10 protein-coding genes are annotated in these 17592 nt (G+C 55.8%); 3 read left to right on the top strand and 7 right to left on the bottom strand.

All coding sequences use genetic code 11. From position 1 onward, the window contains the following. Positions 1-78 precede the first annotated feature (78 nt). Both HEQ18_RS00615 and HEQ18_RS00610 read right to left on the bottom strand, forming a co-directional pair. Positions 79-1149 carry a TIGR03032 family protein gene (locus HEQ18_RS00615; protein WP_432815113.1) on the bottom strand — a complete coding sequence of 357 codons (1071 nt, stop codon included), beginning with the start codon at positions 1147-1149 and terminating at the stop codon, positions 79-81. 177 nt (positions 1150-1326) lie between these two features. Next, positions 1327-7959, bottom strand: a complete 6633-nt coding sequence (locus HEQ18_RS00610) for an Ig-like domain-containing protein (RefSeq protein ID WP_432815112.1) — start codon at positions 7957-7959, stop codon at positions 1327-1329. Between the two features lie 859 nt (positions 7960-8818). Here HEQ18_RS00610 and HEQ18_RS00605 point away from each other — a divergent pair. The 3 genes from HEQ18_RS00605 to HEQ18_RS00595 all read left to right on the top strand — a co-directional run bounded on the left by HEQ18_RS00605 (position 8819) and on the right by HEQ18_RS00595 (position 10134). Beyond that, a complete protein-coding gene (locus HEQ18_RS00605) occupies positions 8819-9364 on the top strand; it encodes a glycoside hydrolase family 108 protein (protein WP_432815111.1) in 546 nt (181 codons plus the stop codon). 20 nt (positions 9365-9384) lie between these two features. Then, positions 9385-9798, top strand: a complete 414-nt coding sequence (locus tag HEQ18_RS00600) for a holin family protein (RefSeq protein WP_432815110.1) — start codon at positions 9385-9387, stop codon at positions 9796-9798. Positions 9799-9870: 72 nt separating this feature from the next. Next, positions 9871-10134 (top strand): hypothetical protein, encoded by a 264-nt coding sequence (locus HEQ18_RS00595; protein ID WP_125229852.1) that lies wholly within the window; start codon positions 9871-9873, stop codon positions 10132-10134. A 177-nt stretch (positions 10135-10311) separates the two neighbouring features. Here HEQ18_RS00595 and HEQ18_RS00590 read toward each other — a convergent pair whose 3' ends face one another. From HEQ18_RS00590 to HEQ18_RS00570, 5 genes are all read right to left on the bottom strand, one after another. Next, entirely contained in the window at positions 10312-10611 is a 300-nt protein-coding gene (locus HEQ18_RS00590) for a DUF1153 domain-containing protein (RefSeq protein WP_432815109.1), read from the bottom strand. A 305-nt stretch (positions 10612-10916) separates the two neighbouring features. Next, positions 10917-12467, bottom strand: coding sequence for a LysM peptidoglycan-binding domain-containing protein (locus tag HEQ18_RS00585; protein ID WP_432815108.1), 1551 nt, complete (start codon positions 12465-12467; stop codon positions 10917-10919). Positions 12468-12516: 49 nt separating this feature from the next. Further along, the gene (locus HEQ18_RS00580) at positions 12517-13380 is read right to left on the bottom strand and encodes a hypothetical protein (RefSeq protein WP_432815107.1); all 864 of its coding nucleotides are present in this window, start codon (positions 13378-13380) and stop codon (positions 12517-12519) included. Further along, positions 13377-14000, bottom strand: coding sequence for a hypothetical protein (locus tag HEQ18_RS00575; RefSeq protein WP_432815106.1), 624 nt, complete (start codon positions 13998-14000; stop codon positions 13377-13379). Before HEQ18_RS00575 ends, HEQ18_RS00580 begins: the two co-directional genes overlap by 4 nt. A gap of 102 nt (positions 14001-14102) precedes the next feature. Further along, complete coding sequence (locus tag HEQ18_RS00570; protein WP_432815105.1) at positions 14103-17558, bottom strand: beta strand repeat-containing protein; 3456 nt, start codon at positions 17556-17558, stop codon at positions 14103-14105. Between the last annotated feature and the right edge of the window lie 34 nt (positions 17559-17592).

Raw genomic sequence — 17592 nt, 5'->3', positions numbered from 1 at the left:
GAACGCATCGCGCTCCCAATGTGCCAAGATCGATCAGCCACCAACGAACGACCCCGTGCGACGCCGGTATCGGGCCTTTCAGTGCGATATGTCGGTTGCTTCCGGTAGGGCTTCGGGCTTGATCTTAAGGCGGATTTCGTCGCTTCGGAAGCCCAGTGCCATAGGACGTGTAACGCCCGGCAGTAGCGCGACATCGTAAATTTCCTCGACAATGCCAGAAATTTCGAGCCGGTGCTCGATATCCCCGCTCTGCAGATTGACAATGCAGATCGCGCATTGCGCGCTGATACCTTCGGCATCCAGCCGCTCGTTGAGAGGCAGGCCTTCGAACGTTTTGTTATTGCGTGGGCGAGAGAGGCCAATCACAGCGTAGTCGCCCATGAAAACAAGTCCACGGGCAAAGCCAGGCAGGAAGCATATGGGTTCGAAGGAACCGGTGCTTACATCAATTGTACCAAATTCGCCGGTTCCTGCCTGCAGCATCCACAGCTTCTCGCGGTAGAGCCTCGGCGAATGCGGCATCGACAGGCCTTCTGCCATTATCTCCCCGCTAGCCACGTCAAGGACCACGCCGCCGTCGCGCCGTTTGTCGCGCCAACCTTCGAAGACATTGGTGCGCGACAGGCAGGTTACATAAGCGGGTTTGCCGTCCTGCACGGCCATTCCATTCAGGTGACAGCGATCCTCCGCCGCGAGCCGGTCGATAAATGGCGGGCGCCAAATTTCGCGAAAACTTCCCCGATGGGACAAGGTTGCAAGGCAGTTGAAGCGGGTAGCGACGAATATAGGATCGCCCGCTGCATCCTCATGGATGTCGTGGATGTCGATATCACCCGTCGTATGCCCGCTGACAGGCACATAATACGCATCATAACCATCGTGCATCTGGCCGGGATCGAGGAAGTTTTCGAAACGCCAAAGCTGGTAAATTGAACTCATCCAAAAGCGGCCCGGACTAGTTCCAAGCCCCATAGGGCGTTCAAAAGTGCGTTCAAAGACCGAGAGTCGGCCATCGGGCTGCATCCCGATAAAAAAGACCTTGCCGGCCTGATAGGTCGTGAAGACCAGACTAACATCGGCATTTTTGAGCCAGGTTGTAAACAACCGCGAGCCATTTAATTCCAGCGCAGGAGGTATCTGGTCAGTCATAAAATCGCCTTTCTACGCACGGCATTTGCGATGGAGAATGTGGTAACACTACAGCCAAGCTACAAACCCCCAGCAAAGAGCCAGAGACAAGCCGTTGTCAGATGGAACATCAAACCCAGCAGGTGCAACCCGAAACTTTATGGGCGGCACCTGCTGGGTAGATATAGGGTCAAGACCCTAAAGCACGATTAATGAAGACGGCGTGCTAGTCAAGAAGTCAGTCAATTTGGCAGGGAGATAACCTTCGACCATCATTGAGGTATCAGCACCAAACCCAATTTGAGTGTCACCGCTCCCGCTCTGGGTAAAGGTCAGGTGATCGCTGGTGGTCGAAAAATCCAACAATGTTTGCTGCGTGATTGTCAGCATATTGTTCAATTCTCCGGCAACAAGGTCGATCGGCTCAATATCGTTAATCGCCCCCGGCGTTAGCGTGGAGAGGTCGAGGCCAAAGCCGCTTGTCCCGGCCATGGGCAAGATATCGGTGCCAGCACCACCATCAACACCCAGGAAGTTGGCATCGTCGACGATCAACATATCATTGCTCTCAAAGCTCGTTGAGAAGAAGCTGGCAGACGGTGACGGAGGAGTTGTGACAACATTAACGCCTTGCTGCACCCACAATTTGGCCGCACCATTAGTGTAGGTCGTATAGGTGATGCCGTTGTCGGTAGCGCTGCCAGTAGCAGTAAATCCGTTGGCATTCACCGTGTCGCCGCTGCCGCCGAGCACCATCAGGCGATTGGTGGTGGTCGAAAGGTTCATCAATGTTTGTTGCGTGACGGTCAATATATTATTCAATGATCCGGCAACAAGGTCGATCACTTCAATATCCTTAATCGCCACCGCCGCAAGCGCGGAGAGGTCGAGGGTAAAGGCCCCGGCCAAGCGCAACGTATCGGTGTCCGCACCACCATCGACGCGGCCAAAGCTGGCATTGCTGATGATCAACGTGTCATTGCCTGTCCCACCGGCAATCCGGTCAATGCCGCCATTGCCAGTGATCACATCATCCCCACGCCCGCCAAAAATCACGTCATCACCGGTAGTTCCCGAAAGAATATCATTGCCCGTCGTGCCTAGCTGCGTGACAGAACCCGTGAAATTACCGCCATACACCACATAGCTTGCGCCGGAATCGAGCCCGTTCGGGTCGGCTTTATATGCCCCCACGATTAGATCGTCGTAGCCATCGCCGTTCATATCGCCCGCAGAGCTGACTGACCAGCCCGCAGAGTCACCTGCCGCTACCCCGTTGATCGCAAAGCCACCATTGCCGCTTGCAATATCCGTGAGGTTAACTGGCGCACTATTAGCCTTGCCAAACACCACATAGCTTGCGCCGGAATCGAGGATCCCGTTCGGGTCGGCACTATATGCCCCGACGATCAAATCGTCAAAACCATCGCCGTTCACATCGCCCGCAGAGCTGACGGAGCGGCCCGAACGGTTTTCTGCCGCTGCCCCGTTGATCACAAAGCCAAGGCCGCCAGTGCCGCTGGCAATCGCCGAGAGGTTAATTGGTGTCCCTCCAGCCTTGCCAAACACCACATAGCTTGCGCCGGATCGGTCCCCGTTCGGGTCGGCGAACCTTGCCCCAATGATCAGATCGTCCAAGCCATCACCGTTCACATCGCCCGCAGAGCTGACGGAGATGCCCGATTGGTCAACTGCCGCTGCCCCGTTGATCACAAAGCCGCCAGTGCCGCTTGCAATATCCGTGAGGTTAACGGACGTATTATTAGCCTTGCCAAACACCACATAGCTCGCGCCGGCGTTATTGATCCCATTCGGGTCGGCACCATATGCCCCGACGATCAAATCGTCAAAACCATCGCCGTTCACATCGCCCGCAGAGCTGACTGAGAAGCCCGATTGGTCACCTGCCGTTGCCCCGTTGATCACAAAGCCGCCAGTGCCAAGCGAAGAGAGGTTAACCTGTGTTCCAGTAGCCTTGCCAAACACCACATAGCTCGCGCCGGAATTGCTCCCGTTCGGGTCGGCGCCACGTGCACCGACGATCAAATCGTCCAAACCATCGCCGTTCACATCGCCCGCAGAGCTGACGGAGGTGCCCGACTCGTCAGCTGCCGCTGCCCCGTTGATCACAAAGCCGCCAATGCCGCTTGCAATATCCGAGAGGTTAACCTGTGTTCCAGTAGTCTTGCCAAACACCACATAGCTCGCGCCGGAATTGCTCCCGTTCGGGTCGGCGTTACGTGCCCCCACGATCATATCGTCCAAGCCATCATTGTTCACATCGCCCGCAGAGCTGACTGACCAGCCCGAAAGGTCACCTGCCGCTGCCCCGTTGATCGCAAAGCCACCATTGCCGCTTGCAATATCCGTGAGGTTAACTGCTGTGGTATTATTATCGCTCTTGCCAAACACCACATAGCTCACGCCAGTGTTCCCGTTGAAGCCATCTGCCCCGACGATCAGATCGTCAAAGCCATCATTGTTCACATCGCCCGCAGAGCTGACCGAGCGGCCCGATTTGTCATTTCCTCCTGCGCCGTTGATCACAAAGCCGCCAGTGCCGTTTGCAATATCCGCGAGGTTAACCTGCGTCACAGTAACAGCCAGTGCAGCAGATGCCGCACTCACATTGCCCGCTGAGTCAATTTCCTTGGCGGTAATCGAACGCGGACCGAATGCAAGCGTCACATCAAGACTGAAGTCGCCAGAGCCATTTGCAGTTGTCGTGCCAAGCGAGGTTGCGCCGTCGAACAACTCAACGGTGGCGTTATTCCCTGCTTTGCCAGTGATCGTCAAGCCTGACGTCTGGCTCGTTATATTATCGTTATTCAACCCTGTGTCATCGGCCGCGGCCAAATCAAGACCAGTAGGCGCAGCAGGCGCTGTCGTGTCGACCGTTATGGCCAGTGCAGCAGATGCCGCACTCACATTGCCCGCTTTGTCCGTTGCCTTGGCGGTAATTGAGTACACGCCAGCGGCAAGCGTCACATCAATACTAAATGCGCCTGAGGCATTTGCAGTTGTGGTACCAAGCGAGGTCGTGCCATTAAACAACTCAACGAGGGCATTGGACTCTGGTTTGTTAGCGCCGCCAAACACCGAACCTGTGATCGTCAAGCCTGACGTCTGGCTCGTTACATTATCACTATTGCTCGACCCCGTGTCATCGACCGCAGCCAAGTCAAGGACGAACGGCGCAGCAGGCGCTGTCGTGTCGACCGTTATGGCCAGTGCAGCAGATGCCGCACTCACATTGCCCGCTTTGTCCGTTGCCTTGGCGGTAATTGAGTACACGCCAGCGGCAAGCGTCACCTCAATACTAAATGCGCCTGAGGCATTTGCAGTTGTGGTACCAAGCGAGGTCGTGCCATTAAACAACTCAACGAGGGCATTGGACTCTGGTTTGTTAGTGCCGCCAAACACCGAACCTGTGATCGTCAAGCCTGACGTCTGGCTCGTTACATTATCGCTATTACTCGACCCCGTGTCATCGACCGCAGCCAAGTCAAGGACGAACGGCGCACCTGGCGCCGTCGCGTCGACCGTTATGGCCAGTGCAGAAGATGCCGCACTCACATTGCCTGCTATGTCCGTTGCCTTGGCGGTAATTGAGCGCGCACCAGCGGCAAGCGCCACATCAAGACTGAATGCGCCGGTTATTGCATCCGCGGTTGTTGTCCCAAGCGAATTTGTGCCGTCGAACAACTCAACGAGGGCGCTGGCTTCGGCTTTGCCTGTGATCGTCAAACCTGACGTCTGGCTCGTTATATTGTCGCTATCGCTCAACCCTGTGTCATCGGCCGCGGCCAAATCAAGAGTAAGAGGCGCAGCAGGCGCTGTCGCGTCGACCGTTATGGCCAGTGCATTAGATGCCGCACTCACATTGCCTGCTATGTCCGTTGCCTTGGCGGTAATTGAGCGCGCACCAGCGGCAAGCGCCACATCAAGACTGAATGCGCCGGTTATTGCATCCGCAGTTGTTGTGCCAAGCGAATTTGTGCCGTCGAACAACTCAACGAGGGCGCTGGCTTCGGCTTTGCCTGTGATCGTCAAACCTGAGGTCTTGTTCGTTATATTATCGCTATTGCTCGAGCCTGTGTCATCAGCAGCGACAAGGTCTAGCTCGGTCGGCGCCGCAGGTGGCACAAGTTTAAGCGTTACCAGACGCGAGGCGGTGGCCGATGCCGCATTTGGCAACGCCGCCTGCGCCTGGATTACCTTCACACCATCCGCACCAAGCTCGGCAATATCGGCGGCGGAAAGCGTATAGCTCCATGTAGTGCCGCTGACGCTCGCCGCAAATGTCTTGGTGCCGAGTAGAACCGAAACGCCCGTAGCGCCCGAAGAAACCGTCCCCGAAAGAGTGAGGTTCGCCGACTCATTTCCAGTGATGATGTTATCTGTGGCAATGGCGTTAATTGTCACCTGCGCCTCAGGTGAAGACGCCGCCAAGCTATCGGAGACCAGGTTTTGCAGCGAACCGTCGACCCTGTTTTCGGCCGCAGCGGCCCCGTTCATCAAGGACAATTGACCTTGGCCGGTAAGCTGCCCGTTGCTGCCGATTGATTGACTTAAGGACGTGATCGTCGTCTGACTGTTCCCGGCGTTTAAGCTATCCAGGCCAGACAGGGCAGCCAGCACCGCGCCAATCTTCTCGCCAGATGTCAAACCATCGCCCGAGGTGTAGTCACCTGAGTTTGTCGCAACAACAGACGTTGTCGTGATATCAATCCCCGAAAGACCAAAGGCTTGTGCGGTCGCGGTGTTAGCATTTGTTGCCGCCGCGGCATTCGCAATCGTTCCACTACCATCTGCCGCCAAGCCAGCCTTGATCGCCGCGATGGTCGTCAGCGGGTTGATGTTCATCGTAACCGATGTGCCCTCCGCTACCTTTGTGGCGAGCAGAACAGCATTGAGATCTATCGCAACCCCTGTTGCTTCGTCGAGATAATCCGCACCGGCCGAGCTATCTTTAACCCGCGCAAAAATCACATCCCCGGCGTTGATAGGTAAGTTGTTTGCCGTAAAGCTGCCATCCGCGTTTACCTTGATGCCCGAAACGAGAAGCGTCCCATTGCCAAGATAGATATCGACCGACAGGCCGTGGTCGGTAACCGCTGGACCGGCAACAATCTTACCCGTCACATTGACCGTCGTGTCAACCGTTATGGCCAGTGCAGTAGATACCGCACTCGCATTGCCCGCAGCGTCCGTTGCTCTGGCGGTGATGTTCGAGGTCGTGCCAGCGGCTAGCGTCACATCAAGACTGAATGCGCCGGTTGTTGCATCCGCAGTTGTTGTGCCAAGCGAGGTTGTGCCGTTAAACAACTCAACGAGGGCGTTGGCCTCGGCTGTACCACTGATCGTCAAGCCGGAAGTCTGGCTCGTTATATTATCGCTATTGCTTGCCCCTGTGTCATCGGTCGCAGCCAAATCAAGAGTAAGAGGCGCAGCAGGTGCTGTCGTGTCAACCGTTATGGCCAGTGCAGTAGATGCCACACTCACACTGCCCGCAGCGTCAGTTGCTTTTGCCGTGATGGAGCGCGTGCCAGCGGCTAGCGTCACATCAAGACTGAATGCGCCGGTTCCACTGGCAGTTGTCGTACCAAGTGAGGTCGTGCCGTCAAACAACTCAACGCGGGCATTGGCTTCGGCCTGGCCAGTAATGGTGAGGGCGGACGTCTGGCTCGTTATATTATCGCTATTGCTTGACCCTGTGTCATCGGTCGCAGCTAAATCAAGGCCAATAGGCGCAGCAGGCGCTGTCGCATCGACCGTTATAGCCAGTGCAGCAGATGCCACACTCACATTGCCCGCTATGTCTGTTGCCTTGGCGGAAATCAAGCGCGCGCCAGCGGCAAGCGTCACATCAAGACTGAATGCACCAGAGGCATTTGCAGTTGTGGTGCCAAGCGAATTTGTGCCGTCGAACAACTCAACGCGAGCATTGGCTTCGGCCTGGCCAGTAATGGTGAGGGCGGACGTCTGGCTCGTTACATTATCGCTATCGCTCGACCCTGTGTCATCGGCAGAAGCCAAATCAACACTAATAGGCGCAGTAGGCGCTGTCGCGTCGACTGTTATGGTCAGTGCAGCAGATGCTACACTCACATTGCCCGCAGCATTGGTAGCCTTGGCGGTGATCAAACGCGCACCAGCGGCAAGCGTCACATCAAGACTGAATGCACCAGAGGCATTTGCAGTTGCGGTGCCAAGCGAATTTGTGCCGTCGAACAACTCAACGCGAGCATTGGCTTCGGCTGTACCACTGATCGTCAAGCCTGAAGTCTGGCTCGTTATATTATCACTATTACTCGCCCCTGCGTCATCGGCAGAAGCCAAGTCGAGTGCAGTGGGGGCAGCAGGTGGCGTGGGAGCTGGCGGAGGCGTCTTGTTAGAACCGCCACCGGCAGCAACAATGCCACCCAACGCGCCAAGCCAAAGGACACCAAGTGCAATTGTAGCCCCAGATAGGCCTCCCGACGGCAACGCCGCAGATGGCTGCTGCGAAGCCGATGCACCGACACCCCCTGTGTCGCCGGTATCTAAGTCAGACAAATTGGAACCGTCTTTCAAGCCCACATTCGAAGAGCTCTGGCTCTCGGAAGCGACTTCGGGATTTGCCTCATCGGTTTGCGCGTCTTCAGAATATGACAGATCAACATTCTTGCCACGAATACGGACTTTAACGGCTGACACCCAGGATCCGGTAACGCTGTCGATCACCTCAACCTTCGCGCCAAGAAACTGGGGATCAAGCTTGAACTTGCCTACAAAAGGCATTTCCTTAATCGCGCCATTCTTTGCCGTTAGTCGAATAATCTTAGCCATGCTGCATCCTTCTCTGCTTTGATCTGGAGATCTGCACTCCAAAACGAATATTCCAAAATGGACCTTATTTAGTCCAAAACGGAGAGAAATCCGGCGCTACACATAAAATTACACAATTCAACGTAAAGCTAGGTAATATCATGTAAAATCAATAATAAGTGATATTAATATATAGCAACATAACGTAAAATTAAGTCATATTATGTAAAGTCTATGACAACACCGCTCTCCAACCGCATCGTCAAATCCCATGACGATATCGTCGATCATTGCCGCTTCGCCTGGAACAAAATCGTCGATCAAACTTGGAAAATGCGGCGCGCACTTTCGCGCGCTTTACTGATACCAAGCACATCGGCCCGCCCAAGCTAGACCCGTTTGCCGCGCGCATATTCGCGATTATAAGATTTCGTGCCGCGGGGCATGACCCTTCACCCTTCAACCGCGTGTCGCGATGATCGACTGTGGCAGACGGAATGGGAAGTTTGTCGAAGACCATTGGGGTCAGAGCTGCACGCATGGATTACCGTTTTCGAATCAACGTGGCGGTGCAACTTGATGAATTAGAACGGAACAAAGTGGCACCCGATGCAACAACAACCACGAACAATAAATGTCAAAATTCTGCGGTTTATGTCAGGTTTTTCACGTGCGTCACGGTGCACCCGGAACCCCCTAAATTACGGGTTGGGGGTGTGGAAGGTTGCAGGTTCGAATCCTGTCGTCCCGACCAAATATTCTACCAAAAAATACAAGCTCAACGGTGCGCCAACCAGCGCAGATCCTGTGTTTGGCACATTTTACTTTCCTACAAATAACCCATTTGGTTATTATAGATTTTGAAAGTGAGGATGCTGTTATGCGCGACAATATTGAAGAATTAATTGACGACCTGATTGCCCGTGAGGGTGGCTTTGTTGACCACCCTGCCGATAAGGGCGGACCAACACGCTGGGGCATCACACAGGCGGTCGCCCGTCGGCATGGCTATATGGGGCAGATGGAAGAATTGCCGCGCAGCGTTGCGGCGTTGATTTACAAAAAGCAATATTGGCGCACGCCTGCCTTCGATAAAGTGGCGGAGATCGGGCCCATATTGGCAGGCGAATTATTTGACACTGGCGTCAATATGGGCACCGGCACAGCCATCGGATTTTTGCAACGCGCATTGAATGCTCTGAACCGCAATGGTGTGGATTACCCAGACATAGCCGTAGACCGCACAATCGGCCCCAACACTTTGCGCGCGCTGGAGGCATTTTTGGCAAAACGCGGGCCGCCGGCTGAGAATGTTCTGACCAGAGCAATCGATGCGTTGCAAGGGGCGCATTATGTCCGCTTGGCCGAAGCACGCCCTGCGCAAGAGGCATTTCTATACGGCTGGCTCACGAGCCGTATTGGTTAAGTTTAAAAAGGGAGTACGCCATGTCACTCATTGAAGGTATCATCGGCCCTATTGCGAGCCTGATCGACAAGATCATTCCAGACCCAAAAGCCCGGGATGCGGCAAAATTGGAACTGATCAAGCTGCAAGGCAGTCAGGAGATGGATGCATTGCGCACGCAATTGTCCGCCGTCTTGGCGGAGGCGCAATCAGCAGACCCATGGACAAGTCGCGCACGGCCAAGTTTTCTGTATGTCATGTATGCCATGCTGTTGTGGGCGATCCCGATGGGGTTGATTGCCGCTGTTCAGCCAGAGGCCGCGACCAATATTGCGCGTGGAATGAACGCGTATCTCAACGGCCTGCCAGAGCCTTTATACGCGTTGTTTGGCACTGGCTATCTCGGTTACACCGTTGCGCGCCAATGGGGTATTTCACGCGGGCTGGAAAAATAGTTGCGCATAGCGGCCTTCATCCGTTACCTTCATCATGCCCGCGAGGGATTATAGGGACTTAGGAGAATCAAGATGAAGAAATTAGTCGCAACCGTTGCTGCTCTTGCATTTGCAGCATCGCTTACCGCATGTGGCGAAGCCGGTGAAAAGGCAGCCGAGGAAACCGCCGAAGCCGCCGACGCAACTGGCGAAGCTATGGAAGCTGGAGCAGAGAACGCCATGACTGCCGCCGAAGGCGCAGCCGACGCAACCGCAGAGGCCGCTGGTGACGCAACAGCCGAAGCCGGCGCCGCCGTTGAAGAGGCTGGCAAAGACATGCAGAAAGCTGCCGAATAAACGGTACTGATTCCGTATAGAATATGAGCCCGCCCTGCGCTTACGCAGCGGCGGGCTTTTTCACACCTAAATACGCGTCCGTGCCGTCATGTCATCTTGAGGGAACTATAATGGAGCGCGTGCGGAGGTTCCGGCCAGCCGCGCGTTGGCGGCTGTCCAGAGCAGAGCAAGTTAGCGTTAGTTTTTTTGTTGGCGTTTGTATAAATCACGATAATGTTGCGTGCGCGTTACCCGCAGTCCAGCAAGGCCCGAACGATCAACGGCGCGCTGCCACGACGCGAATTCTTCCATCGTCAAGTTATACCGTTTGCAAGCTTCGTCCATGGTCAGCAATCCTCCGGTGACGGCCGCGACGACTTCGGCCTTGCGGCGAACGATCCATCTTGTGGTGCCAATCGGAGGAAGGCTTTCCATGGTTAACAGATCGCCAAGCGGACCGATGACATGTGCTTTTCGAATTTTTCCGTTCTCGATCATATCAGGCATCACTCGCTTTCACGCTTAAATCAAATATAACATTAATAGTCAGTAAAACAATGCGTTAAGAGAAATAAATCTTGGTTAACAATCGGTATCTTTTGGCCGCCCATCCGACGGCCTGAATAAAGCAGCGCACGCAGAATTCACCGCCGGAGTGGATATGCGATGTCGGCGAGACAGTGAACGGCCGCAAATACCGCTGTGCCAAAAATGCCGGAACAACCCATTAAAAAGGCGGAGCTGCGCACTCCGCCCTTTATTTTCACATTTTCAATAAAACTGCGATGTTGCACAGTTCCGCTTTACTCCGCCGTCGGCAGATTGACCGCATCGCCCGGATACAACCGCGTAGGGTCAGCCAATTGCGGATTTGCATCAATCATAGCGTCAACGGAAACACCCCTTTTCATTGCTATTCCGGAAAGGCTGTCCCCCTCCATAACAATCACCTGCTCCGGGGCTTTGACAGTGTTTGACGGTGCCTTTGTAGCTAAGTCCGCTGCTGGTGCGGGTGCAGCGGCTGGTGCGACGACTGCGACCGGTGCCACGACTGCGGCTGGAGCGGCTTTCGGCGGCGTGACTGCACTACCCGAACCGAGGGACAAAACGACCGCCGCAAGTCCTGCGACAGCCCCGATGACAGCCAAGGCAAGCGCAAGCCGTCCAAACACCGGGAACGCCCCATGATGGGCAACCGACAGGTCCTGACGCAGCAAGTCGATTTGGTCGACAAACCGGGAACCCTTATCGTCGATAGCAGACGCGAGACGCCCTCCAGCTTCCGTCACTAATTTCAACTGGTCTGCATTGCGTTCCGCCTGCGCACCTACAGTATTTAAGGTGTCCACAAGCTGGTGATTAATATGGGTCGCCACATTGGACAGTTGCTCAAACCGCTGTGAGAAACTCCGGTCCCATTGAACAAACAAATCGCGCATCGCCTGATGTTCTTCACGAATGATTGTATGCAATATCGCCGATTGCTGGGGCGAGAACGCAGTGTTTAGATCCGTACCATCCGCTTGCACAGCAACTATGGGGGTGCCTACAACTATAGCACCACCTGCCGGGTAAAGCTCTTCATTGATGAATTCACGCACGTCGCGGAATAGGCGTTCCCCGGCTGATTTCACGCTGCTGACGGTGAGGCCGATGACGAGCGAGCCCAACAGACCATAAAGCGACGCCACGAATGCGGTACCCATGCCCTGCATCGGGCCTTGCAGTTTCACAATCATGGTCGAGAACATGGCGCCGGAATCGCTGCCAGAGCCGCCGCCGAGCGCAGCAAACACGCCGGACAATTCTTCTAACGTTTGCAGCAGACCGATAAACGTTCCGACGAGACCAAGGCCTACAAGGCTGCCCGAAAGCAAATTGGGCATGGAAAGACGGCCGAACATTTGCGCTTCCACGCCGTGAATCTCATCTTCCATAGCGGGTTGTCGGATGGCGAGCGGCATTCCGCGCGTTTGCATATAGACACGGTAGAAATAGGCCATGCTGCCCGTCCGGGGTAATGCTACAATCATCCGGTCCTGATCTTCGCGGGACGCGGACCTCATGACATCAAACCAAGTTTGTTCTTTCAGAAAATCGTGCAGAACAATACCAAGCATGATTGCGGCAACTGCGGCCACCGCAAAAATGATGTAGACGATTTCCGGGTGCGGGGTGGACGCGATGGATGCGACGACTGCATCTTGAAATGCCGTCGCGCCGCCGATGATGACAAAGGCCAGAATCCAGAATGCCTTCACCCAGCTCAGCGCCGCTTTGCCGCCTGGGCCAATCATTCTGCGACTGCCTGATGTTTCCTCCATCGGTAGTATTGACGTATATGTTTCTGCCATGATGTTTTTCCTAATCTTACCCTGACGTTTCTTTTGCCCCAACAAATGGTCAGGGTTCTGTGACTACAAACAGACGCAGTCCGCCCGATGCGGTGCCTGCCCCTTCGTACACCCGGACCTCCATCGCGGATGCCGGAACCCCAGCGGTGATGAGTTGATTGCGCAGCGTCGTGAGCGCGAGATACGCGGTGCGTCGCATATTGGGGTCCGCGCGCGGAATCGAGGTCCACAGCTTCACTTTTCCGCTGTTCGGACGGATATTCTCTTTCAGCGCCGCCGCGACCGAGGCGCGGCTAAATGCACCCACGGGGTCAGCACCCATTTCCGCATCCAGTGTCAGTATGACCTGACCCGAAGATGTCGCCCGGCGGGTTACGGTGACGGGCGGCCCTGCCTTGCGGACGAAAGCGTCGGCCACGACGATATCGGTCACTTCCCGCCCGGCCTGTCTGCCCGACCGCAATGCTTGCCCCGCACCCGCCGCATTGACAGGTGCCGCCCCTCTGCCCGAAGGCGCATTTTGGTTCGGAGACGCAACCCCGGTATCTGCGCGGCCCATATTGTCACCTAAACGCGTTGGACCAAGCGGGCCAGACACGACCGGCGCGGAGGGAACGCGGATATTCGTAGGGTCGCCGGCATTATCCGGATCGCGTAACAGCGGCGTGGGCGGCACGTCTTGCGCAGGCCCGCCAAGCGTTGCATCCGGCGACGACAAAGCGGCTGCTTCGGCTTCGGCTTGGGCTTCGGTGTCGCCGTCCGCACCCTTTTTCGGTTGTTGACTAAAAACGGCGAGCGTGATGCCGAACAACGCAACCATGAACAGCAGGTTCAAGACCACGTTGACCATCGCATCGACATAGCCTGGCCAGAAATTGGCGGCCCCGCCAACGCCTTTCTTGCTACGCTTCATGGTTGGTCACCCGTTGGAGTTGGTGTGCCGGGACGTCCGCCGGCAAGTGGTTCTATCAAAACCGCCCCGCCCCCTGCGTCTGTGGTCGATGTGCCTGTATTTTCCATCCGCATCTCAATGGCGTTGCCCGGCAGGCCCAAATTCATAAGCACCGCGCGGACCCCCATGATCCGCAAATAGGTTGCGCGGCTTTGGCGCGGGTCAGATAAGTCACCCGCCGACACAAGCAACCAGCGCCGCACACCCAAAGCCTCGCGTTCGGCTATGGCATCGCCGATGATGCTCGCGGTAGACGGGGGCGTCACGGTCGCATCCCCTTCAAAAGAAACGCGGATCGGGCGTAAAGCCTCAACCGGAGCAGGCGCCATTATGGGCATCGCCATCCGTTCCGGAATGCGGACAGGTGCCAAAGCCGGCAACACCGGGGCAACATCCAATGGACCACCCGGCCCGATCGGGCGGGCGCTGCCTTCCGGCCCGCCGGAGGAAACGCTGCCCAAGGCAAAGATAGCGATGCCAAGCGCCATCGACATGATGAGCATGCCCTGCACCAGCCCGGCCGTTGCGGCGACATAGCCGGGCCAAAACCCGGGATCTTCATCGTCATGACTACCCGCCATAACATTCCCTTCATTACGCCTGTTGGTTCCGTCGGCGGTTCCGCAAAGCTACGATTACACAGTGAACAGGCCTGCCCGAAACCGTCGAGCAGGCTAACGATCTTATACCGCAAGCACCGCTTGGTCCGTCCACGAAATTGCCGGAGCAAAGTTGCTTTCAGGCGGGGAGACAAGGCCCGCAAGGTCCGTTTGGTCCGTCCACGAAATTGCCGGGGCAAAGTTGCTTTCAGGCGGGGAGACAAGGCCCGCAAGGTCCGTTTGGTCCGTCCACGAAATTGCCGGGGCAAAGATGCTTTCAGGTGGGGAAACAAGGCCCGCAAGGTCCGTTTGGTCCGTCCACGAAGATGCAAGGGCGACGAAGTCTTCGGACGACAAGCTAACGGTCGTATTCACCTGCACCCCACTCTGCACCCAAAGCTCCGCTGAACCATTACCGTAGAGAATGTAAGTTATGCCGTTTTCGGTCTGGGCATCGAACTGATTAAATCCGAAGGCATTCACCGTGTCGCCGCTGCCGCCGAGCACCGTCAGGCGATTGGTGGTGGTCGAAAGGTTCATCAATGTTTGTTGCGTGACGGTCAGTATATTATTCAATGATCCGGCAACAAGGTCGATCACTTCAATATCCTTAATCGCCCGCGCCGCAAGCGCGGAGAGGTTGAGGGTAAAGCCGTTTGTTCCTGCCAAGCGCAACGTATCGGTGTCCGCACCACCATCGACGCGGCCAAAGCTGGCATTGCTGATGATCAACGTGTCATTACCTTCCCCACCGTCAAGCCGGTCATTGCCGCCATTGCCAGTGATGACATCATTCCCAAACCCGCCAAAAATCACGTCATTGCCGACAGTTCCCGAAATAACATCATTATTAGCCGTGCCAACATGCGAGACAGCGCCCGTGAAATTACCGCCAAACACCACATAGCTTGCATTGCCGTTGGTGCCATATGGTAGCCCCATAATGATATCGTCAAAACCATCGCCGTTCACATCGCCCGCAGAGCTGACTCGTTCCGCTACCCCCGACCCCGACGCGTTGATCACAAAGCCTTGAGTGCCATTGCCGCTTACAATATCCGAAAGGTTAACCGCCGCATTACCAGCCTTGCCAAACACCACATAGCTCCCGCCGGTAGCGACCGTGACAATCAGATCGTCCAAGCCATCGCCGTTCATATCGCCCGCAGAGCTGACTGACTGGCCCGATCGGTCATTTGCCGCTGCGCCGTTGATCACAAAGCCTTGAGTGCCAAGCGTCGAGAGGTTAACGGACGTATTATTAGCCTTGCCAAACACCACATAGCTTGCGCCGCTAAAGCCGTTGGCGGAAGGCGCCCCGATGATCAGATCGTTCAAGCCATCGCCGTTCACATCGCCCGCAGAGCTGACTGACTGGCCCGCAATGTCACCTGCCGCTACCCCGACGATCACAAAGCCTTGAGTGCCAAGCGTCGAGAGGTTAACTGTATTATTATCAGTCTTGCCAAACACCACATAGCTTGCGCCGACATTGGACCCCACCCCCGCCACAGCGACGTTAGGTGCCCCGACGATCAGATCGTCCAGGCCATCGCCGTTCATATCGCCCGCAGAGCTGACGGAGGTGCCCGCACCGGCGGCACCGGTAATGGCAAAACCGCCAGTGCTAAGCGTCGAGGGGTTAACCGCTATATTATTAGTCTTGCCAAACACCACATAGCTCGTGCCAGTGCCATTTGTCCCGACGATTACATCGTCCCGGCCATCACCGTTCACATCGCCCGCAGAGCTGACGGAGTGGCCCAGATTGCTTTGACCTGACACCCCGTTGATCACAAAGCCACGTGTGTAAGTGCCGCTTACTATCGCCGAGAGGTTAACTGCTGCCCCATCAGCCTTGCCAAACACCACAAAGCTCGCGCCCGAACCGGATATGTTGGATGTATTTGCCCCGACGATCAGATCGTCAAAGCCATCATTGTTCACATCGCCCGCAGATCTGACGGAGTTGCCCACATTGTCAATAAAAGCTGCCCCAACAGATCCGCCGTTGATCGCAAAGCCAAGGGTGCTAGTGCCGCTTGCAATCGCCGAGAGGTTAATTGGCGTTGTGTTATCAGCCCTGCCAAATACCACATAGCTCGCGCCGACACCGGAAACCGCGTAAATTGCCCCCACGATCATATCGTCGTAGCCATCATTGTTCACATCGCCCGCAGAGCTGACTGAGTAGCCCGAAGCGTTGCCTGCCGCTACCCCGTTGATCACAAAGCCGCCAGTACCGAGCACAATATCCGAGACGTTAACCTGCGTCACAGTAATACCCAGTGGAGCAGATGCATCTCCAACATTGCCCGCTGAGTCCGTTGCTCTGGCGGTGATTGAACGCTGGCCGAATGCAAGCCTCACATCAAGACTGAATGCGCCGGTTGTTGCATTTGCAGTTGTGGCGCCAAGAAAGGTCGTGCCGTTAAACAACTCAACACGGGCATTGGCTTCAGCCGTACCAGTGATTGTCAAGGCTGAGGTCTGGCTCGTTATATTATCGCTATTGCTCGACCCTGTGTCATCGACCGCAGCCAAATCAAGCGCAGTCGGCGCAGCAGGAGCGGTCGTGTCAACCGTTACGGTCAGTACAGCAGATGCCGCACCCAGATTGCCTGCTATGTCCGTTGCTCTGGCGGTGATTGCGTGCACGCCCCCTGCTAACGTCACATCAACACTAAATGCGCCGGTTGCACTGGCAGTTGTGGTGCCAAGCAATGTATTGCCGTTGTTAAACAACCTAATGAGGGCATTGGCTTCGGCCTGGCCCGTGAACGTCAAGCCTGAGGTCTGGCTCGTTATGTTATCGCTATTGCTCGACCCTGTGTCATCGGCCGTAGCCAAGTCAAGGGTCGCTCCAGTCCCTGTGAAATTACCGCCAAATATCACATAGCTCGTGTTGACTTGTGGTACCCCGACGATCAGATCGTCAATGCCATCATTGTTCATATCGCCCGCAGAGCTGACGGAGAAGCCCGAAAAGTTGCCTGCCGCTGCCCCCCTGATCACAAAGCCGTCAGTGCCAATCGCCGAGAGATTAACCGGCGTTGTATTAGCCTTGCCATACACCACATAGCTCGCGCCGGAATCGGTCCCGTTCGCGTCGGCACCCACTGCCCCGACGATCAGATCGTCAAAGCCATCATTATTCAAATCGCCCGCAGAGCTGACTGACCAGCCCGATTGGTCTTCTGCCGCTGCCCCGTTGATCACAAAGCCGCCAATGCCGTTTACAATATTCGAGAGGTTAACCTGCGTTCCATCAGTCTTGCCAAACACCACATAGCTCGCGCCGGCGTTAGTGGTCCCATTCGGGTCGGCGTTCCTTACCCCGACGATCAGATCGTCCAAACCATCATTGTTCACATCGCCCGCAAAGCTGACTGAGCGGCCCGATTGGTCACCTGCCGCTACCCCGTTGATCACAAAGCCCCCAACGCCGCTTGCAACATGCGAGAGGTCAACCCGTGCCCCTCCAGCCTTGCCAAACACCACATAGCTTCGCGCCGGAATTGGTCCCGTTCGCGTCGGCAAAATCTGCCCCGACGATCAGATCGCCAAAGCCATC

Origin of the sequence: Sphingorhabdus sp., from assembly GCF_050921905.1 — a bacterium.
GTDB lineage: Bacteria > Pseudomonadota > Alphaproteobacteria > Sphingomonadales > Sphingomonadaceae > Sphingorhabdus_B.
This window is presented reverse-complemented; position numbering and strand designations above follow the sequence as displayed.